This window comes from Chitinophaga varians, from assembly GCF_012641275.1.
Lineage (GTDB): Bacteria > Bacteroidota > Bacteroidia > Chitinophagales > Chitinophagaceae > Chitinophaga > Chitinophaga varians_A.
In genome coordinates, this window is sequence record NZ_JABAIA010000001.1 from 1,778,072 (window position 1) to 1,797,881 (window position 19,810).

The 19,810-nt window shown below is 48.4% G+C and carries 15 protein-coding genes; 10 read left to right on the forward strand and 5 right to left on the reverse strand.

What is annotated here, in order from left to right; translation table 11 throughout:
• Positions 1-70: 70 nt before the first annotated feature.
• The 3 genes from HGH92_RS07155 to HGH92_RS07165 all read right to left on the reverse strand — a co-directional run bounded on the left by HGH92_RS07155 (position 71) and on the right by HGH92_RS07165 (position 5,651).
• Positions 71-1,828, reverse strand: a complete 1,758-nt coding sequence (locus HGH92_RS07155) for a DUF4091 domain-containing protein (protein WP_168870040.1) — start codon at positions 1,826-1,828, stop codon at positions 71-73.
• A 147-nt stretch (positions 1,829-1,975) separates the two neighbouring features.
• Positions 1,976-3,931 (reverse strand): KUP/HAK/KT family potassium transporter, encoded by a 1,956-nt coding sequence (locus HGH92_RS07160; RefSeq protein WP_168870041.1) that lies wholly within the window; start codon positions 3,929-3,931, stop codon positions 1,976-1,978.
• Between the two features lie 169 nt (positions 3,932-4,100).
• On the reverse strand, positions 4,101-5,651 hold the full coding sequence (locus HGH92_RS07165; RefSeq protein WP_168870042.1) for an OmpA family protein: 1,551 nt from the start codon (positions 5,649-5,651) through the stop codon (positions 4,101-4,103).
• A gap of 313 nt (positions 5,652-5,964) precedes the next feature.
• Here HGH92_RS07165 and HGH92_RS07170 point away from each other — a divergent pair, with 313 nt between their 5' ends.
• Together HGH92_RS07170 and recJ are read left to right on the forward strand one after the other, a co-directional pair.
• A complete protein-coding gene (locus tag HGH92_RS07170) occupies positions 5,965-6,930 on the forward strand; it encodes a polyprenyl synthetase family protein (protein ID WP_168870043.1) in 966 nt (321 codons plus the stop codon).
• 138 nt (positions 6,931-7,068) lie between these two features.
• On the forward strand, positions 7,069-8,775 hold the full coding sequence (recJ, locus tag HGH92_RS07175) for a single-stranded-DNA-specific exonuclease RecJ (RefSeq protein WP_168870044.1): 1,707 nt from the start codon (positions 7,069-7,071) through the stop codon (positions 8,773-8,775).
• Between the two features lie 111 nt (positions 8,776-8,886).
• On the opposite strand, the gene htpG is transcribed toward recJ, so the two are convergent.
• A complete protein-coding gene (gene htpG, locus HGH92_RS07180) occupies positions 8,887-10,719 on the reverse strand; it encodes a molecular chaperone HtpG (RefSeq protein WP_168870045.1) in 1,833 nt (610 codons plus the stop codon).
• A 269-nt stretch (positions 10,720-10,988) separates the two neighbouring features.
• On the opposite strand from htpG, the gene HGH92_RS07185 reads away from it, so the two are divergent.
• The 8 genes from HGH92_RS07185 to HGH92_RS07220 all read left to right on the forward strand — a co-directional run bounded on the left by HGH92_RS07185 (position 10,989) and on the right by HGH92_RS07220 (position 18,544).
• Positions 10,989-14,276 (forward strand): Ig-like domain-containing protein, encoded by a 3,288-nt coding sequence (locus HGH92_RS07185; protein WP_168870046.1) that lies wholly within the window; start codon positions 10,989-10,991, stop codon positions 14,274-14,276.
• A gap of 213 nt (positions 14,277-14,489) precedes the next feature.
• Positions 14,490-14,840 (forward strand): 30S ribosomal protein S6, encoded by a 351-nt coding sequence (gene rpsF / locus HGH92_RS07190; protein ID WP_211092553.1) that lies wholly within the window; start codon positions 14,490-14,492, stop codon positions 14,838-14,840.
• Positions 14,841-14,845: 5 nt separating this feature from the next.
• Positions 14,846-15,121, forward strand: a complete 276-nt coding sequence (gene rpsR / locus HGH92_RS07195) for a 30S ribosomal protein S18 (RefSeq protein ID WP_078668863.1) — start codon at positions 14,846-14,848, stop codon at positions 15,119-15,121.
• Between the two features lie 6 nt (positions 15,122-15,127).
• Positions 15,128-15,574: a 50S ribosomal protein L9 gene (rplI, locus tag HGH92_RS07200; RefSeq protein WP_078668864.1), complete on the forward strand. Its 447-nt coding sequence runs from the start codon at positions 15,128-15,130 to the stop codon at positions 15,572-15,574.
• A 184-nt stretch (positions 15,575-15,758) separates the two neighbouring features.
• Positions 15,759-16,631 carry an RHS repeat domain-containing protein gene (locus tag HGH92_RS07205; protein WP_168870047.1) on the forward strand — a complete coding sequence of 291 codons (873 nt, stop codon included), beginning with the start codon at positions 15,759-15,761 and terminating at the stop codon, positions 16,629-16,631.
• Positions 16,632-16,664: 33 nt separating this feature from the next.
• Positions 16,665-17,291, forward strand: a complete 627-nt coding sequence (locus HGH92_RS07210) for a rhomboid family intramembrane serine protease (RefSeq protein WP_168870048.1) — start codon at positions 16,665-16,667, stop codon at positions 17,289-17,291.
• Between the two features lie 47 nt (positions 17,292-17,338).
• Positions 17,339-18,088: a hypothetical protein gene (locus tag HGH92_RS07215; RefSeq protein WP_168870049.1), complete on the forward strand. Its 750-nt coding sequence runs from the start codon at positions 17,339-17,341 to the stop codon at positions 18,086-18,088.
• Between the two features lie 63 nt (positions 18,089-18,151).
• Entirely contained in the window at positions 18,152-18,544 is a 393-nt protein-coding gene (locus HGH92_RS07220) for a hypothetical protein (RefSeq protein WP_168870050.1), read from the forward strand.
• Between the two features lie 161 nt (positions 18,545-18,705).
• Here HGH92_RS07220 and HGH92_RS07225 read toward each other — a convergent pair whose 3' ends face one another.
• Positions 18,706-19,806, reverse strand: coding sequence for a D-TA family PLP-dependent enzyme (locus HGH92_RS07225; protein ID WP_168870051.1), 1,101 nt, complete (start codon positions 19,804-19,806; stop codon positions 18,706-18,708).
• Positions 19,807-19,810 lie beyond the last annotated feature (4 nt).

The window sequence follows — 19,810 nt, forward strand, 5'->3', positions numbered from 1 at the left end:
CCATTCGGACATTTGATTGTTTTTTAGTTGTGTTAAAAAAAATCCTCCGGTTCCCCGGAGGATTTTTCTTTTATAAAGCATTCAGTGTTTCTTTGGCCGTCTTCAGCAAATCGCCTGCCGGCGTGGTTTTCGGAGCGTTAATATCAAACGGGGACAACATCTTTTCCAGTTTGCTCAACCCCTCGCGATTATTGGCTTTTGTGAATTCTTCCCGCAGAATACGGATTTTCTCATAGTCCTGCACCCCTTCTACCAGCCGCTCAAACCGTATAGATGACCGCGGCCCCGGATATACGAAGTAGGTGTCTCCTGCTGCCCAGGCGCGGAAACGGCTATCCTGCAACGGTGCTTTTACCCAGCAGTTATAAGCCCAGCGCAGATAACCGGTGTATCCCTTGTAGGCAGCATGCCAGCCCATAAAGGCGGCTTCCGCAGGAGGTGAAAAAGTAAATGTGTTAGGGAACCCTTCGGTGCAGCAGGTATAGAAAGTGGTAGGCCAGCCTTTCTTCAGCCTTGCCTGTAATACTTCATCCGGAAACGGCTCTTTGGAGGCCACGCAGAAGTCATAAATATCTTTGTCCAGTGGTGCATGATAGCTGCCTGCCAGTGATAGTTTAAAGTCTTTATCGGCCTTGCGGATGAGTGTCAGCGCCTGTTGCATGTCTGCCATAGGACGCTCGTCCATGGCGATAGTGGTGATATTGAACCAGCCTTTGGCTTTCAGGTGTTTAACAAAGTCATTCAACATGGGCTGCCAGTGTGCGGCATATTCCGGAGAACCAGGTTTCGCGATCAGCAGCGTGTCTTTTCCTTTGGCTTCGTCATAGTAGTAGAACTTCAGGTTCCAGGGAATCATGCTGTAGCAGTTGATTTCCTTTTTAATGCCCAGTCCCATCATATATTCCACCCATTTGTCGAAGATGGTATAGTCGTAAGTCCACGTACCGTTTTTCTTTTTGGTCCATTTTATCATGCTGCCATATACGTCTTCCGTCTGGCTGTTCCACGGGTCATAAATAAGCGTGGCAGTGATACATTTCTGACCGGCGTTGGCCAGCATCTGCATATAGGGTGTCATGGCTTTAAAATGCGCATCACTCCAGGGTTTTACGCCATACATACGGGCGATAGCGTCAGGGCTCTGCCAGAGGTCCAGATGGAATTTCCAGTCCTTCGGCGCCGGCAGTGTATGATTCAGCACTTCCACTTCGTAGGGCAGACTGCTGACAGTGCCGCCGGCATTGATTTTTACAGTGCCTTTATACACGCCTGCAGCGGTACCGGCGGGAACCTGTATGCTCAGCCACACGGGCTGCGTTTGATTGGCGGCGATGTCTCTGGTACGCTGGATGTCAATGCCATCAGCCACCAGGGAAGAATCAAAGTTTTCCGGCTTACGATAACCACAACCGCTGCCGTCTTTATTCAGCTCGTCCGTCATAACATATCTTACAAAACCCGTGGTGATCGCGGAAGCGGGGATGGTGGCCCCTTTGCTGCCCTGCAGCGCGCTGGTAGCAATGCTTACACCATTGAGCGGTTGCGTGGTCCAGATCAGAAACTGGGTATGTATCCGTTCACCTTTCCAGGCTTTAGCGTTCCAGGAGGAAGCCAGGCTTTGTTCCGCGGGTGCATTTCTTTTTTCATAACGGATATCTGCGGAACCGAAGGCAACGTGAGGCTGGTTACCTTTTACAGCTTCCCAGGAAGCTTTGTTGACCGGTCTGGGATCAGGTTTCTCCTGATAGTCGCCGGCCGGGCCACTTTGGGCCCATACGTTTTGTTGCAATGCCAGCAACACCAGCACGCCAAAAAATTTGTTCACCATACTAAATTTTAGAGATTTTGATATTTGGAGATGGGTTATCATACTACAGCCCAATTCTCTCTTAAAATCCATGATACCCAAGATCATAAAAAAAACCGGGATTTTTGAGTAAATCCCGGTTTCCGTTTATCAAAATCTTCCGACCAACTAGTGGTGAATAATGCGCCTTAATTGCAGGTTGGTGACCGGAGCCACTACCAGCGGGTATTTCTCGATGGTCACGTAACTGGAGTCCAGCCCGAAGCCTCTCTCTTCCGAGAGACTGATTTTTTTCAGGAAGAAATACATCTTCATGACCATTCTTTCATATAATGGCAGATCATTATCGTGGGAAAGGAATTTTTCCATAACAATGAACTGAAAGTCTCCTACCACATTGTTTTTACTGAGAGATTCATAACGGCTGGTGATGTTCACTTCCTTGTTTCTTACCATATCTTCCACCACCATTCTGAACATCAGGTTGATTCTTTGTTCCACCTTAAAGCCCAGTCTGAATTCCACCCGGATCACTTCGTTAGGAATGATGGTCTGCACGGAGTACTCACTGAGATAGGGTTCATCTACCACGTCAACGTGTACAAACCAGTATATATCGGCTCTTTTCGGCTTTTTATTGAGGATGGAGTAGATGATTTTATGTTCTATCTCCTTGGGATTGTCCGCGCTGCTCATATACACCAGGTGAGTGGCATATTTGGGAATAGACGTGTCGTTGCTGAGTTCCTGGATGATGGGCAGGTAATCTTCCAGCCGTACAAATTCCACGTAACGGTTTTTGATCTTGCGGGACTTGAACCATACGATCATGACGAGGAAGAGGGCCCCTGCCACGACTACGGTCACATAACCGCCATGCATGAATTTCACCAGGTTGGCAAACAGGAACGAGAATTCGATAGAGAGGTATACAATAAGATATAGTAGTATCCAGCCTGTCCAGACCCTTCGGGTATAGAGGTAGAATGCGAACAGGCAGGAGGTCATCAGCATACAGATAGTGATAGACAGGCCGTAGGCCGCTTCCATGTGGGAAGATTCCTGGAAGAGTATAACGATGGCCGCGCAGCCAACAAAAAGCATGGTATTGATACCGGGGATATAGAGCTGTCCGCGCATTTCAGTGGGATAGTTTACCCGCATTTTAGGCCATAGGTTGAGCCGCATGGCTTCCGCAATAAGGGTAAAAGACCCGGATATGAGTGCCTGGCTGGCAATAATGGAGGCCAGGGTAGCGATCAGTACACCGAAGATGATAAACCATTCCGGCATGATCATAAAGAACGGGTTCTGGTCTTTAGGCAGGATTTGTCCTTTCTGGCTTAGAAGCCATGCGCCCTGACCGAGATAGTTCAGTATCAGGCAGGATTTCACAAAAATCCAGGATACACGGATATTTCCCCGGCCGCAGTGCCCCAGGTCGGAATAGAGGGCTTCGGCCCCGGTGGTACAGAGGAATACGGCGCCCAGGATCAGGAACCCTTTCGGGTAGGTGGTCAGCAATTCGATGGCATAATGAGGGCTGAAGGCCCGGAGAATGCCCAAATCGTCTGTGATATGGGAGATACCGAGGATGCCCAGCATAGAAAACCATAATACCATGATAGGGCCGAACATACGCCCGATAGACACGGTGCCGAACTGCTGCATGATGAACAGGCCGGTGATGATGGTCAACACGATTTTTACGATCGTCAGCTGGCTCAGGTCTTTAAATACTTCAAGGGTGCGGAGACCTTCAATAGCAGAGGTAACGGTGATAGGTGGGGTGATGATGCCATCTGCCAGGAGGGCAGCGCCGCCGATCATGCCAAAAATTACCGTCCATTTGGCATGTCGTCTGACAAGGGCATACAGGGAGAAGATACCTCCTTCGCCTTTATTATCTGCCCGGAGGGTAAGAATAACGTATTTAACGGTGGTTTGTAAGGTCAGCGTCCAGATGATACAGGAGATACCGCCGATAACGAGCAAGTCGCTGATGGGATTACCGCCAACAATGGCTTTAAAAACATAGAGCGGAGAAGTTCCGATGTCGCCGTAGATGATACCCAGCGCTACTACTAAACCTGCCAGGGTAACCCTGTTAATGTTTATGCCCACAAAAAAAATTTTTTAAAAAAGCCCCCAAAATTAGGAGTAAATATTGAGACCAGCAATAAAAAGGTGACAGTGGAAGAGGTTGATTGGGGTTGGTTGGCATTAAAAAAGCCTCTCCCGATATACTGGGAGAGGCTCTTTTTAGTTATTCATCTTAGTGAGATGGAACTGATTAGTTAGCAGGAGCTAAGTCAACAGTACCGGATTCACCAGGAGTGTTTTGTTTGATGAAGCGACCGCGGTCGATGCCTTGTTTGTCAGCCAGGTAGTCGATCACAGAGTCAACACGACGGCTGCTCAGGTCAACACCACCTTTTTTACCTTTTGCACCAGCGTGGCCAGTAACCAGCACGTTGCAGGAAGGGTTAGCTTTCAGGGTAGAAGCAACAGAAGCGAGGATAGCTTCCTGGTCACGACCTACTTTAGTAGAAGCACCTTTGAAGGAAACGCTAGGCAGAACCAGGGAAGCGCAGGAAGTTTCAGCAACTTTACCTTTGCAGCACTCAGGATCCGGGCATTTACCAACACCGTCAGCGTCAACTGGCTGGCAGTAAGTAGGAGTGATCAGTTGTTTGTCTTTGTAATCAGGAACGCCGTCACCGTCTGTATCTTTAGCTACACCGTGAGAATCAACTGGTGCACCTGCAGGAGTGTTAGGTTCGCGGTCGAACTGATCAGTAACGCCATCACCGTCAGCATCAGGCAGAACAGGAGTAGGCAGTTTCATGTGACGAGGGTTGCTCAGCTCGCTGTAAGCGTATTCCAGCGGGTTGATCCACCAGAGAGGCTGTACGCGTTTAGAAGCGTTACCCAGGTTGAAGTTCAGACGCAGGCTGGTGTAAGAGTAGAAGTCTTTTGTAGAACCGCCGGGACCAGGATAACCATCCAGGTAAGCGTCAAAAGGCATGGTGATTTTCTCTTCTACACCAATGTTGAAGCGTTTGGAAACTTTGAAAGCAATACCGGTACCGAGGTCCAGTGCGTGACGCAGCAGCTGGTTGTCATCTTTACGACCGATAGAGATTCTGTTACCCTGAGAAGGAGCGTTTTGCTCGTATTTCTTATCTCTCAGGTTGTTCAGTTGTTTTCTGATGTCGCTACGTTTAGCACCGAAGTTGATGCCGGAGTAGTCATAACCGTTACCGTTAGCGTCCAGAGCGTCAACGTCAACGTCAGCCATTACGATAGAGTAACCAGCCAGAACGTACCAGTTAACTTTAGGTTCTGCTTTGTAGAACAGGATGTTGCTCAGGGAAGCGATCATGTCCAAAGACAGCTGGTGGTTCTGAGAACGGTAGTTAGGAACGATCATACCGCCGTTTCTAGCTGCAGTTGCTGCCCAAGGGTTACCAGCGGCTGCGATAGTCGGACGCAGTTTGTAATCCTGGCCTTTGTCGATAGAACCGATGTACTCAGCTCTCAAGGAGAAGGTATGACCCAGTGCTTTTCTCAGGGAGATACCGCCACCGAAACCAGGCTGAGGAGGAACAGTTCCGCTGATCAGGTGTAAACCGCCGTGAAGACCCAGTTCCCACATATCCCTTGGTTTACCAGGGAAGTTTGATTGATGGTTCAGGAAGTTATTTTGTTGTACCAACCGCTTGCCTGACACTTTGGAAGAATCCAGTGCATCATAGCCGGTTGGTTGAACCTGTGCAAAACCGGTAGATGCTGTTAGTAACCCCACAGCGCCTGCCAGTAATAAGTACTTTTTGCTTGCCATAATTGTGTTTTATTTAAAAACTGTTAAAAATTTACTAATAACCCGTTTTTTACCTAGCAAAGGTAAATATCATAAATGAATATACAAATTTTTCTTGCAATATTATTTTCATTGATAAGTGCTTCAATATTAGAGCTTAACTGAAAGTATTTATATACCTTATTTCTACGTTAAGTTAAAGTATTGTTTAGCCCTTGTTAAAAGATTCCTTCGCCTGTGTTAAAGGAATGTTATACTTCATATACAAATTAAAGGCCAAAATGTTAAAGTTTCCCATTTAAAACCTAGCTTAGCAATCCTTTTTATTTTATACATGGACGATATCAAGCAACTGATAGGTAAGGAATTACAGGATTTTGAAGGCAAATTCGCAGATTCAGTAAAAAGCCACGTGCCGTTACTGGACCGGATCATGCATTACATAGTAAAGCGGAAAGGAAAACAGATCCGGCCGATGTTTGTACTGCTGTCTGCCCGGCTTTTCAGTAATGAAATCGGGGAAAGCACCTACCGGGCCGCTGCACTCGTGGAACTACTGCACACTGCTACCCTGGTGCATGACGATGTGGTGGATGACGCCAACCAGCGCCGCGGATTGTTTTCCATCAACGCATTATGGAAAAATAAAATAGCCGTCCTCGTTGGTGACTATTTATTGTCCAAAGGGCTTCTGTTATCATTGAACAACAATGACTTCCGCTCCCTCCAGATCCTCTCTGAAGCGGTAAAGGAAATGAGCGAAGGGGAACTGCTCCAGATTGAAAAAACCAGGAAGCTGAATATCAAAGAGGATATTTACTTTGAGATCATTCGCCGCAAAACAGCCTCCCTCCTGGCCTCCGCCTGCGCTGCCGGCGCATGGAGCGCCAGCAACGACGACCACTCCACGGAACAAATGCGGCTGTTCGGCGAAAAAGTAGGTATCGCCTTCCAGATCAAGGACGACCTCTTTGATTATGGTTCTGCCAAAATCGGCAAACCGACCGGTATCGACATCCGCGAAAAGAAAATGACCCTGCCGCTGATATACACCCTCGAACACGCCACGCCTGAAACGAGGCGGAGGATCATCAACATCGTTAAAAATCACAATACGGAAAAAGACCGGGTGGAAGAAGTCATCCAGCTCGTAAAAGCTTCCGGCGGAATTGATTACACCAAACAGAAAATGCTGGAATACCGCGATGAAGCCCTCGCTATCCTGCATAAGTTCCCGCAGAACGATATCCGAAACGGCCTGGAATCGCTGGTAAGGTTCACTACCGACAGAACATTTTAGAAGAAAAAATCAAAAATGTAAAATAATAAATGTAAACTGTAGCTGTAATGGCTCCTGCGGAAACCGCCAGCCATTGCCACTTACATTATTATTTTACATTTTTCACTTTTAAAACGGTTCCTTTTACCTGACAACATAATGCAAAAACGCTGGACAGTCAAAGCATATCAACCAAACCAGGAAAAAGCGCTTCAATCCTCGCTTCGCATACATCCTTTGCTGTGCCGGCTGTTAGTACAACGGCATGTGCATACCTATGAGGCTGCCCGCCAGTTTTTTCGTCCCACCCTCGATGATCTCCATGATCCCTGGCTGATGAAGGATATGGACAAAGCCATTTCGCGTATTGAACTGGCATTTTTCCGCCATGAGAAAATATTAATATATGGCGATTACGATGTGGACGGCTGTACGGCCGTAGCCACTGTGTACGCTTTTCTACACAAACTCTACAATAATATAGAATTTTATATCCCACACCGGTACCGGGAGGGATACGGCATCTCTACGGAAGGCATCGCTTACGCGCGCGACAACGATTTTAGCCTCGTGATAGCGCTGGACTGCGGCATCAAATCGGTAGAACTGATTGCAGCGGCCAAAGAAATGGGAATAGATTTCATCATCTGCGACCATCACCTGCCAGACGCGGTTGTACCTCCGGCGGTGGCCATCCTGAACCCGAAACAATACGATTGCCCTTATCCCTATAAGGAGCTGAGCGGCTGCGGTATCGGCTACAAGCTGATCTGCGCCTTCGCCCAGAAAAGAGGCATTCCCATCGAAGAAGCCAATCAATACCTCGACCTGGTAGCCACCAGCATCGCGGCGGATATTGTCCCGATGACCGGAGAAAACAGGATACTGGCCTTTCACGGGCTGAAAAAGGTAAACAGCAGCCCGTTGCCCGGCATTAAGGCCCTGATCACCCTCAGCGAACTGAAAGAACAACTCACGATCTCCAATCTCGTATTTGTCATTGCGCCCCGCGTAAATGCGGCCGGCAGGATGGACGACGCCCGCAAAGCCGTCAACCTTTTTATAGAAAACGACGAGGAAAAAGCCGCCGCTATAGCTGCTGTACTGCATGCAGACAACTTTGACAGAAAGGAAATAGACAATACCATCACCCAGGAAGCTGTCTCCCTGCTGCAAAACGACGAATCTGTCGGTCTCAGGAAATCAACTGTGCTATACCAGGCACACTGGCATAAAGGCGTGGTAGGCATCGTGGCTTCGCGGCTGATCGATAAATACTACTATCGCCCCACCATCATCCTGACACAGTCCAATGACGTGGTGGCAGGGTCCGCCCGCTCCGTTACCGGCTTCAATGTGTATGAAGCCATCCACCAGTGTAAAGACCTGCTCGTGAACTATGGCGGCCACTTTTATGCAGCCGGCATGACCCTCAAACCGGAAAACGTCCCTGCTTTCCAGCAACGCTTTGAGGAAGTGGTGGCCGGCAGTATCCGGCCCGACCAGCTTGTCCCGGAAATAGTGATCGACACAGAAATTTACTTCAACGATATTACCAACGCCTTTTATAATATCCTCAAACAATTTGAGCCACTGGGACCGGATAACCTGCGCCCCGTTTTTCTGGCCCGGAATATTACTGATACCGGCTATTCCAAACTGGTAAAGGAAGAACATATCAAATTCTCCGTGAGGCAGGGCCGCACCGGTCCTACCCTCTCAGGCATCGGATTTTATATGGCCGACAAATTTCCGATCGTCAGCAGCAAAAAACCGTTCGATATGGTGTTCAATATCGATGAAAACGAATGGAACGGCCAAACCAGTCTGCAATTGAAAGTCATTGATATCAGAGCTTCGAATTAAAGTCTGAAGAGCTTATAGTAAAAATCCCCGGGGCAGTTTGCTCCGGGGATTTTAGTTTACTAAAAGTCCCCTGGCAATCATGCCAGGGGACCGCTTTATAAGTATAATATATTATTTCTTTGCGTTAGCCATCAATTCCACGCTTCTGTTAACAAAAGCAGTAAGATCGGCGCCTGTCAGCAGGTTTTGGGACAGCAGTGCCAGGTCGGCCAGGTTCTTCACTTGTTTCTCCTGTAATGCATTGTCTTTTTCATCCAGGATGTTCAGGTAAACCGGGTGATTGGCGTTGACAGTCATGTTGATTTCGTCCGGCATGGCAGCGTACCAGCTCATACCGCCGCCGCCCATGCTGGCCATGTCTTTCATACGGCGCATGAATTCAGGGCGGGTAACGATTACCGGCTGGGCATCTGCGGTCAGGCCTTTCAGTTCAACCTTGATATTAGGCTGTGTTATCTGTGCGGTGAAGATTTCTTTCAGTTTGCCTTCCTGGTCGGCAGTCAGAACAGTATTATTGTTTTCGTCCTTGTCGATCAGGTTGTCAGCGATATCAGCATCTACGCGGGTGAACTGTACGTTTTCCCATTTAGCTTCGATGTTGCTGATGAAAGCGGCATCCACCAATGTTTCCATTTTCACCACTATAAAGCCTTTGTTTTTGGCGGCCTGCACGTAGCTGTCCTGTTGTACCGGATTGGTAGCATAGAGGATCACCAGTTTGCCTTCCTTATTGGTTTGCAGTGCTTCAGCAGCGGCTTTGTACTCTTCACGGGTATAGAACGTGCCACCATCCACGTTTTCAAGCACAAGGAATTTATTGGCTTTGTCCATGAATTTATCATCGGTCATCATGCCGTATTTCACGAACAGGCCGATGGATTCCCATTTCTCTTCAAAACCTTTGCGGTCGTTACGGAACATCTCGTCCAGTTTGTCCGCTACTTTTTTCGTGATGTGGGCATTGATTTTCTTCACGTTCGGATCGCCCTGGAGGTAGCTGCGGCTTACGTTCAGCGGGATATCCGGGCTATCTATCACACCATGCAGCAGCATCAGGAATTCCGGTACGATGTCTTTTACTTCATCGGTCACATACACCTGGTTGGAATACAGGTTGATTTTATCTTTCTGTATTTCGTAGCTCTTGGTGATTTTGGGGAAATAGAGGATACCAGTGAGATTGAACGGATAATCCACGTTGAGGTGAATCCAGAACAGCGGTGCTTCCGCAAAGGGATACAATTCCTTGTAGAAGTTCTGGTAATCTTCCGTGGTCAGTTCACTTGGTTTTTTAGTCCAGGCTGGTGTAGTGTTATTCAGCTGCTGGCCTTCGAACTTCACCGGTACCGGCAGGAATTTACAGAACTTGGTGAGGATGGCACGGATGCGGCCTTCGTCCAGGAATTCTTCACTTTCCTCGTTGATGTACATCACGATTTCAGTGCCCCTGTCTTCCTTGGTTACTTCTTCCAGTTCATATTCCGGGCTGCCGTCGCATTCCCAGCGGACCGCTGCAGCGCCGTCTTTCCACGATTTGGAGAAGATTTCCACTTTACTGCTCACCATGAAAGAGGAATAGAAACCGAGGCCGAAGTGACCAATGATGTTGGTACCGTTTTCCTGGCCTTTATATTTTTTCAGGAACTCTTCCGCGCCGGAAAAAGCCACCTGGTTAATGTATTTATCTACTTCTTCAGCAGTCATACCGATGCCGTGGTCGGCAATGGTGATCGTCTTTTTTTCTTTGTCCAGTCTTACTTCAATGTCTATGTTGCCCAGTTCTCCTTTGAATTCGCCAACGCTGGCCAGGGTTTTCAGTTTCTGTGTCGCATCCACTGCGTTACTTACCAGTTCGCGGATAAAGATTTCATGGTCTGAGTAGAGGAATTTTTTGATGATGGGGAAAATGTTCTCCGTTTGAACACGTATTGCTCCTTTTTGCATTGATTTTCTGGTTTTTTTCTCTTCACTTTTTCAAACGATATGCCAGCCGGGGACAAGCTGACAAGATGTCAATCATCGCATAAACTTTTACCTGATATACAACAGCAATCACCACAACAATAACAACATTCGATAAAAAGATAATATTATAAATCTCCCTAAATTAACATATAAATCATATAAAAACATTTTCGGGCAGCGGCAATTTAGTAGATTTAGATAACCAAATATCTGAATCTGTACCCCCTTTTTCATTTTAAATCTAATCTATGAGTAGACCTTTACGTTATCTTTTTCTTTTATCCTGCATTATTTACGGTCATGTTGCGTTGGCGCAGAGCCAGCCGCAACCGCGGCAGCTGCCTTACCAGGAAAACTTCGACGCCCTGTCAGCCTCTTCCACCGTATATCCTGACGGATGGCAGGGATGGACGCTGAGCGGTGCTCCCGGCAGTAGTTTCAATACTGCCGCCCCTTCGGCCGACAAGGCATTGACACCCAATGGCAGCGCTTCCGGCACGGCCAACGGCGTGTACAATTACAGCGGCAAACTGGGTTTTCTGAACAGCGGCTCCGTGGACAATTCGCTGGTACTTGCCGTCAACACCGGCGGACAGGTGAACGTCACCGTCAGCTATGACGCCATGACAATCAGGAATCCATACGATGGCACCACCAATACCCGTATCAATGAAATGGGACTGCAATATCGTATAGGCGATACCGGTAGTTTCATCAATATCAGCGGCACTGCGTACCAGAATAATACCGTTACCCAGACCGGATCTGGTATTACACTGCCGCAGCAGCTGCAGCATGTCAGCATCACATTACCGGCTGCCTGTAACAACCAGCCGGTGGTACAGCTGCGCTGGGTGAACCGGCAGATCAGCGGTGGCGGCTCCCGCCCTTCTTTCGCGGTGGACAATATCTCCGTGGAAGGCGCCGGTGGCGATGTTACACCACCGGTCATCAGCAGCCTGGTGCCTGCCAACCAATCGACTGATATCTCTCCGTCAACACCACTGCAAATTATCTTCAGTGAAAACGTTGCGGCCAATCAGGGCAGCCTGTACCTGCATAACAGCAGCAACGGCCATACAGACACATTTGCCATTGGTCAGCCTGCGCTGAGCATTAACAACAACCTGCTTACTGTGAACAAAATACTGCGTCCTTACAGCAGTTATTACATCACTGCCGACAGCGCGCTGGTGAAGGATCTTTCCGGCAACGCTTTTGCCGGCATTGCAGACAGCAGCCAATGGCGTTTTAGCACCGGCGCACAGCAGCTGAGCTTCGACTTTAACAACTGCACGCCAACAGGCAGCACCACGCTGAGCGGCGGCTTTACGCAATACAGTGTGGCCGGCGCACAAACATGGGCCTGCACCACTTTCGGACAAAATAACAGTAACGGCATACAGATCAACGGTTATAGTGGCGGCGCCCAGGACAATGAAGACTGGCTGATATCGCCGGCCTTTGATCTGACCGGCTTCCAGATACCGCTGCTTTATTTCAGCAGCCGCACTGCCTTTACCGGTCCAGCACTGGCACTGAAAGTATCCACAGACTATAGTGGCAGCGGCGATCCCCGCAATGCCACCTGGCATACACTGAATGGCCGTTTCCCTGCCACCGGCAGCGACGCGTGGGCTGTCAGCCAGGGTATCAGCCTGGCAGGCCACAAAGGCGCCAATGTATATGTCGCTTTTGTATACACTTCCTCTCCGGCGCTGCAGGCCGCACGCTGGACCATAGACGATTTTGGATTGAAAGACACCACTGCCGCACCGGCCCCCACTCTTACCAGCAGCCCTGCAGGCATTGACTTTGACTATGTGAAATCCGGGCAGCAGTCTGCCCCGCAGCTGATCAGCTACTGGGCCAACGACTTCACCGGCAACCTGCAAATCAATGCACCGGCCGGTTTCAGCTTGTCTGTTGACAGTACTAACTACAGTTCACAACTCACTATCCCCCTGGCCACGCTCAACGCAGGGCCTCAGCAGGTATGGGTGAGATTTGCGCCCGCCGCCGCCAACACGGCCTACAACGGTACGCTGGCATTCAGCGCTCCGGGCTTCAGCGACAACCATATACGGCTGAGCGGCACCTCACTGCGTTCCCTGAAAGTGGTGAACTGGAACATCGAATGGTTTGGCAGTCCGGTACAAAACCCTGCCAATGACAGTTTACAGCAGGCCAATGTGACCCGCATCCTGCAATACCTGGACGCCGATATTTATGCGCTGGCAGAAGTGGTGGACACTGCCCGCTTCAGGGCCGTCGTGAACCAGTTGCCGGGCTACAGCTATGTGATGTCTGATTTCGGTTCCTATGCAGACAGCATTTCCGATGTGGATTATGCCCTGGCACAAAAACTGGCTTTTGTATATAAGACCTCAGTGGTGCGGAAGATACGCACCTATGGCGTATTACGTCAGGGTGGCAGCAGCAACGCCTATTATAACTGGTCGTCCGGCCGGTTCCCTTATCTGATGGAGGCCACTGCCAAACTGGACAATGATTCTGCGCGGATCAACTTTATATTGCTGCATGCCAAAGCCAATACCGGTACCAAAGCAGAAAAACTGGTTTCCTGGGACCGCCGGAAAAACGGCGCCAAAGAGCTGAAAGATACGCTGGACGCGCAGTATCCCTATAATAACCTGATCATGCTGGGAGACTTCAATGATGACCTGGCGCGGACCATTACCACAGAACGAGCGCCCGACACCACAACATCCTACATTGATTTCATGAATGACACCTTACATTACAAGCCGTTGACCTTACCGCTGAGCCTTGCCGGGGAACGTTCCACCGCCAGTTTCTCTTCAGTGATAGACAACGTGATCGGGTCTGACGAAGCCGGCGTGGCCTATCTGCCGGCCTCAGCCAGGGTGATGCAGCAGGTGCAGCAACTGGTAGGCAGTTACAGTACCACCACTACAGACCACTATCCGGTATTGAGCCGCTATGACCTGCGCGTTTTAGCGAACCCGTTGCCGCTGAACAGCTTCGATGCCAAAGTAGATGGCGGCAAGGTGCAGTTGAGCTGGAACACGCCTTATGAAATCAATAGTGGTTCCTTTGTGATAGAGCGTTCCCGTAACCTGATACATTTTGCCCCGGTGGATACTGTGGCGGCACAAGGCACTACCGGGGAGGCGCATCAATACCTTTGGTATGACGCATCACCATGGCCGGGAATTGCCCAGTACCGGATCAAATACCAGGGACTCGATGGCACCATTAAATATAGTCCGGTAAAAACGGTGCTGTTGACCGGCAAAGACCTGTGGTTGCAATTATGGTGGTGTATTCTGGGACATCAGCTGCAATATTGGATCGACTGGAGCAAGAATGGTCCTGCGGCCATACAGTTGATCGACATGCAGGGAAGAGTCCGTCATCAGGAACAGACCACGCTGATCAAGGGTAAAAACAACAGGTCACTGGATGTGAGCCAGTTGCCGGCGGGTGTTTATTTCCTGCGGGTACAGTCGGGCCTGGACGTACAGGTGACGAAGATCGTGGTGAACCAGTAATACCTGGGTATTTCGATATTTTGTTATTAGAAACAGTCGCTCTATTACACCGGAGCGACTGTTTTTTATTTTGATTTACAATACTTTATACATTAAGAAGGATAAAAGGCAAGATATTTAGGGATTAAAAGTCAACAGAACGTGGAAATTATCAATAGTTCTGTATCTTTGCACTCCAATTTTTTTTATTTAAAACCATTTAAACAGGGAATTATGAACTACGAATTGATGGTGATCTTTACCCCTGTGCTTTCTGAGGACGAATACAAAGCGGCTCAGAAAAAATTCGCTGATCTTGTTAAAGAGAACGGCGGAAATGTAACGCACGAAAATCCCTGGGGATTAAGATCACTGGCGTATCCTATCCGGAAAAAGACTACAGGCATGTACCTGGTTCTGGAATACAGTGCGCCATCCGACCTCAATGAGAAGCTGAAAATCCAGCTTAACCGTGATGAAAATGTATTACGCCACATGATCACTGCGCTCGACAAACACGCTGTTGAGTACAACAACCGCAAAAGACATGGTGTAAATGCAGAATCTAAAACCACTGAAGCTTAATTATTATGGCAGTTAAACCGAAAAAACAAGAAATTAAGTACTTAACAGCCGTAAAAACCGAGAAACGTCAGAAGAAATACTGCCGTTTCAAGAAAATGGGCATCAGGTACGTAGATTACAAAGACGGTGAGTTTTTGAAGAAATTTTTGAACGACCAGGGTAAAATGTTGCCCCGCCGTATCACAGGTAACTCCCTGAAATTTCAGCGTAAAGTAGCCCAGGCTATTAAGAAAGCTCGTCAAATGGCTTTATTGCCTTATGTTACTGACCTTTTAAAGTAAGAAGTTATGCAAATTATCTTAATACAAGACGTAGATAACCTGGGTCAGAAGAATGAACTGGTTAACGTAAAGAATGGTTACGCCAGGAACTTCCTGATTCCGCAGAAATTCGCGGTAGAAGCAAGTCCTTCCAACATGAAGCAACTGCAGGAACGCCTGAAAGTGCAGAAAGTGAAAGAAGAGAAACTGCTGGCTGAAATCGCGAAAGTGGTGGAAGTGCTGAAAGCTTCTCCTGTTAAAATCGGCGCTAAAACCGGTACTTCCGGTAAAATCTTCGGTAGCGTTACCGGTGTTCAGATTGCCCGCGCGATCAAAGAACAGAAAGGTTACGAAATTGACCGTCGCCGCATCCACATCCTGGATGATGTAAAAGAATTAGGTACTTACAAAGCACGCCTGGATTTCGGTAAAGGCAACGAAACCGAAATGGAGTTTGAAGTAGTGGCTGAGTAGTATTTTTCCGGACAACCGGAATACCATATTTCCCGGGCTGGAGACAGTCCGGGATTTTTTTTACCGGTTATTTGATGAAGAATTTTATCAGGTCTTCATTTCGCAGCCTCAGCTATACCACCGCTGAAAAACTCAAATCTTATTAGTATTTTCATACAATACATCACCTATTTCCGCCATTTGTATGACAAAATACCTTTACTGTTTGCTGATACCCATTCTTATTACAGCCTGCGGCACCCACAAGGCTAAAAAGGCGCCGGCACGCCTGGCTGCCATCACCATACATGGTGACAATATCCCGCAATATTCCTTTCAGTACGATTCGGCCGGACATCTTATTAAACTGGTGAAACATTATAGTGACCAGGACACCAACGTCACCACGTTTAGCTACGACAATAAGAATCGCCTTACCGGCATGGAATCGGCAGACGAAAACCATCAACTGAAAACAGTTGTGCAAAAAGCCACCGTCAGCGCCTGGGACGAGGCTGGCAATATCACGGAAGTACAGTATTACGGAGCAGACAGTACCCCTTTGCGCTTAGCCCGTCTTACCTGGGAAAAGGGAATGCCGTCCTGCCTGAAATACATTGACTCTTCGCTGGCCATGAGCTGGAACTATACCAACGGCAACCCTGACTGGAAAAATATTTGTACCGACACCCTTATCGGCCCTCATCAGGATACCGGTTTTTATGTGCGCTCCGCCCGGTATGAATGGGACGATACCATCAATCCGCTCCGGCCGCTGGCCAATCAACTGGTATTAGGTCCTGGTATGGCCCCGGTGCTGTCATCAACACCGCTGCCCAGCGTAGCTGCCTTCCTGCTGCCGGTAAGCACCAATAATCCTACCCTGATAAAGATGGACGAGCAACAAACAGCCGTTTACAAAAAAACTTCCCAACGATACCATCGCAATACCACTGTGCAATTTTTTTATGCCTACAAAGATGGTTATCCGCAACGGGCAACGGTACACCTCCATTCGGAAGGATATACCAAACTGGGCTCCGATGCACAGGTGAATCTCGACTATATCTACCAATAAACCTATTCGGGAATTATCCGTAACTTTTAACGGATGTATATACTCACCCGATTCAGACAAATGCCCGTCACCCTGCTGTTGATAGCTGCCAATGTGTTGGTGTATCTCCTGACAATAATGGCTGGCATGGACCTCTGGTGGGGCAATGGCGAGCAGTTGCTGCGCTGGGGCGCCAATTACTGGCCGCTGACCGTAGGCCAGCGTGAATACTGGCGCCTGCTGACCAGCATGTTCTTACATGCCGGCTGGTGGCATTTGCTGACCAATATGTTGGGACTTTTTATCGCCGGTGTTTTTCTGGAAAGGGTGGTCAGGCCGCTCCGGTTTATTATCGCTTACCTCCTCACCGGGTTAATTGCTGATTATGCCAGTGTGTTGTTTCACCGCAACATGGTGGGCGTAGGCGCTTCCGGTGCTATCTTCGGTATCTATGGCGTATTCTTCGCGCTGCTTACTACCCGTCTTTTTCCACCTGCTGCCCGCCACAACTTCCTCGGTTACATCAGCCTGTTTATTCTGCTGAACCTTCTCGTGGCCGGCTTCTCCCAGGACATCGATAACGCCGCCCATCTGACAGGTTTTCTCTGCGGTATGCTCACCGGTTACGCCTTCTATTTTACCCTTACCGAAGCCGATGGTTTGCGCCTGCCCCGCAGATGATTTTCCCTATGATAATTACTTACATTTGTATTCCTAAATTCCGTACTATGATAAAGAAGGTCCTATTCCTGATGGTGTTTGTTCACTTTCTGTATTCGTGCAACAGCGGCAAACAAACCGGCAACCCCGACAGCACACAGATAACCCACGACAACATCACGCCGGAAGCCAGTATCGGCGACAAGCCTGAATATATCGACACCATACAGGCAGGCGACAAAAAATTCCTGGTATCCTTTGTTGACAAAGCCACCTATGAACAATACCCGGCCTATCAACTCTCCGGCGATACCTCAGAAACAAATGCCCTCAGCAAAACCACCGACGTAAAACGCGTGGGCCAGCAACTGGAGTTTCACCTGGCAAACGGCGGGCAGAAAATACGCACCAATAATTCAGAGGATGACGATGCTTATGTCCTCTACAGATATGCGGGCTACTATCCTGCCTTACACCGGCACGGCATATTCACCACCTATTATGAAGCCGATGGCTTTGAGCTGCTCAATCCCGATAACGGCGATACGCTGTATACCTGGACAGCACCAATTATTTCCCCCGATAAAAAGTATTTCCTCTGCCCAAGCATGGACATAGAAGCCGGTTTTAATCCCAATGGCTTTCAACTGTTTGAAATCAATAACAAAGACATCCGGCTGGTAGGTGCACCGGAACTGACTGAATACGGAATTGACGAAGTTCGGTGGGTGGACAATAAAACACTGGTTGCCGTTTACCAGACTCATGAAGACATTGCGAATGACCACAAACGTTATGTGAAACTGGTAATGCAGTAACGCGTCGATGTTACGGCCTATTTAGTATATTTAATGACCGTAACCAAAATCGATCCACTGCGTATGAAAAAAGTATTCCTCCTTCTGATGTTGGCAGCCGTTGTTTGCTGCACCGTAAACGCCGCTGCCAACTTCTCCCTGTCACAGGCGCCCACCATGAACGTTGATGGAACAGCCAATTCTATTGTTTCCAAACTGGACAAATCCCTCTTCCTCACCGATCAACAAAAGCCAAAGCTGCTCACTATTGTCACCTCTTATCTGCAACAGAAAATAAATATCCAATCATTACAGCAAACTAACCAGAAAGCCTATACGACAAAACTAAACAGCATGCAGAACGGGCTGCACAACAGGTTGAAGCCCCTGCTCACACTTACCCAGTACACAGAGTTTATGGGCCTGAAACCTAAAACATTTGATGAGACGAATGTTTTATCACAATTGTATTACTAAAAACACCCGTATTTCCATTACAGATGATTGGTGACACGTCGAATGCTTTTAAAAGATAAACAGACAATCGTAAAGTGATACAGACACGCTAATATTATAACAGCAGCAAAAAGGCCGTCAATAAAAAATTGACGGCCTTTTTCATTATTCTAAAAACATCTTTAGTGCACGATGGTCCTGTCTCTGGCAATCACTTTCCAGGTGCCTGTACACACGTTGCCTTCCACCACATAAGCGCGTTCATACAATGCCACCGTAGGGCAGATATGCAATGGCACACCGTAGAACGTTGTGCCTACAGGATAAGCAGCCGTGTCGGCCACTTTGAGCACCAGATGCTCTTCACTCTGGGATACCGGCTGTGCGTCCGGCGCATTCAGAAAATGCACCCGTGGCTGCGGGTTTTCCGCCGCTACAGATTTATGTCCCAGATCCAGGCACAACAGCTGATCATCAATAACAGAAACAACCCTCGATAATACCAATGCCGCCCACAGGAATGGTTGTTCCGGCAGATTTTTTCCATAGCCCCAATCCCAGAAAACAAAAGTTCCGGGACTACATTCAATCACTGGTCTGGCAGCATGTATGGGAAAGGTAGGCGAGCCTCCCGCAACAATTACCGGCTCCGGCAGTCCGCTGGCCACAATAGCATGTTGTAATACCGGTACTGGTCCATATGCCTCATCGCAACGTTTTTTTCGTATAGCCATGTCCGTGTCATGAAGATGTCCATCGTACACATGTATGCCTACGGGGCGTATACCCGGCAACGTATGCAGATAGTGGTACAGCTCCAATGCCGCTTCCGGCTTAACACCGGTGCGGTTCATGCCTACGTTAAGATCGATATATACCCGCAGCTGACGGCCGGCAGCCGCAAACAACCGGCTGATAGCTTCTCCGGCGGCTTTATTATCCACCAGGCAGGCAAAATCAGTATCAGGATACTGCTGCACCAGTTGCAACAAACGCGCTGTCTTAGGGCCTACTGGCTGATAAGCCAGTAACACGTCCCGGGCTTTTACCATGCCAAGCATTTCCGCTTCCGCGATAGTGGCACATTTATACTTTTGTATTCCGGCTTCCTGTAACATTTGCACCACCTCGGCCATCTTGCTTGTTTTTACGTGTGGGCGTAACCGTTGTACATCATCGATCATCGTTTTTAACAGATCGATGTTTTGCTTAATCCTGTCTTTATACACCAGCAGCGCCGGTGAGTCTACCTGTTCAGGGTTCTGAAGTTGATACCATTCCATTGGT

Coding starts and splice junctions, on each gene's coding strand:
- htpG (WP_168870045.1), bottom strand. CDS start 10,719: ATGCAAAAAGGAGCAATACGTGTTCAAACGGAGAACATTTTCCCCATC.
- rpsF (WP_211092553.1), top strand. CDS start 14,490: ATGAACTACGAATTGATGGTGATCTTTACCCCTGTGCTTTCTGAGGAC.
- HGH92_RS07185 (WP_168870046.1), top strand. CDS start 10,989: ATGAGTAGACCTTTACGTTATCTTTTTCTTTTATCCTGCATTATTTAC.
- HGH92_RS07165 (WP_168870042.1), bottom strand. CDS start 5,651: ATGGCAAGCAAAAAGTACTTATTACTGGCAGGCGCTGTGGGGTTACTA.
- HGH92_RS07215 (WP_168870049.1), top strand. CDS start 17,339: ATGATAAAGAAGGTCCTATTCCTGATGGTGTTTGTTCACTTTCTGTAT.
- HGH92_RS07205 (WP_168870047.1), top strand. CDS start 15,759: ATGACAAAATACCTTTACTGTTTGCTGATACCCATTCTTATTACAGCC.
- HGH92_RS07155 (WP_168870040.1), bottom strand. CDS start 1,828: ATGGTGAACAAATTTTTTGGCGTGCTGGTGTTGCTGGCATTGCAACAA.
- recJ (WP_168870044.1), top strand. CDS start 7,069: ATGCAAAAACGCTGGACAGTCAAAGCATATCAACCAAACCAGGAAAAA.
- HGH92_RS07170 (WP_168870043.1), top strand. CDS start 5,965: ATGGACGATATCAAGCAACTGATAGGTAAGGAATTACAGGATTTTGAA.
- HGH92_RS07210 (WP_168870048.1), top strand. CDS start 16,665: ATGTATATACTCACCCGATTCAGACAAATGCCCGTCACCCTGCTGTTG.
- HGH92_RS07225 (WP_168870051.1), bottom strand. CDS start 19,806: ATGGAATGGTATCAACTTCAGAACCCTGAACAGGTAGACTCACCGGCG.
- HGH92_RS07220 (WP_168870050.1), top strand. CDS start 18,152: ATGAAAAAAGTATTCCTCCTTCTGATGTTGGCAGCCGTTGTTTGCTGC.
- rpsR (WP_078668863.1), top strand. CDS start 14,846: ATGGCAGTTAAACCGAAAAAACAAGAAATTAAGTACTTAACAGCCGTA.
- rplI (WP_078668864.1), top strand. CDS start 15,128: ATGCAAATTATCTTAATACAAGACGTAGATAACCTGGGTCAGAAGAAT.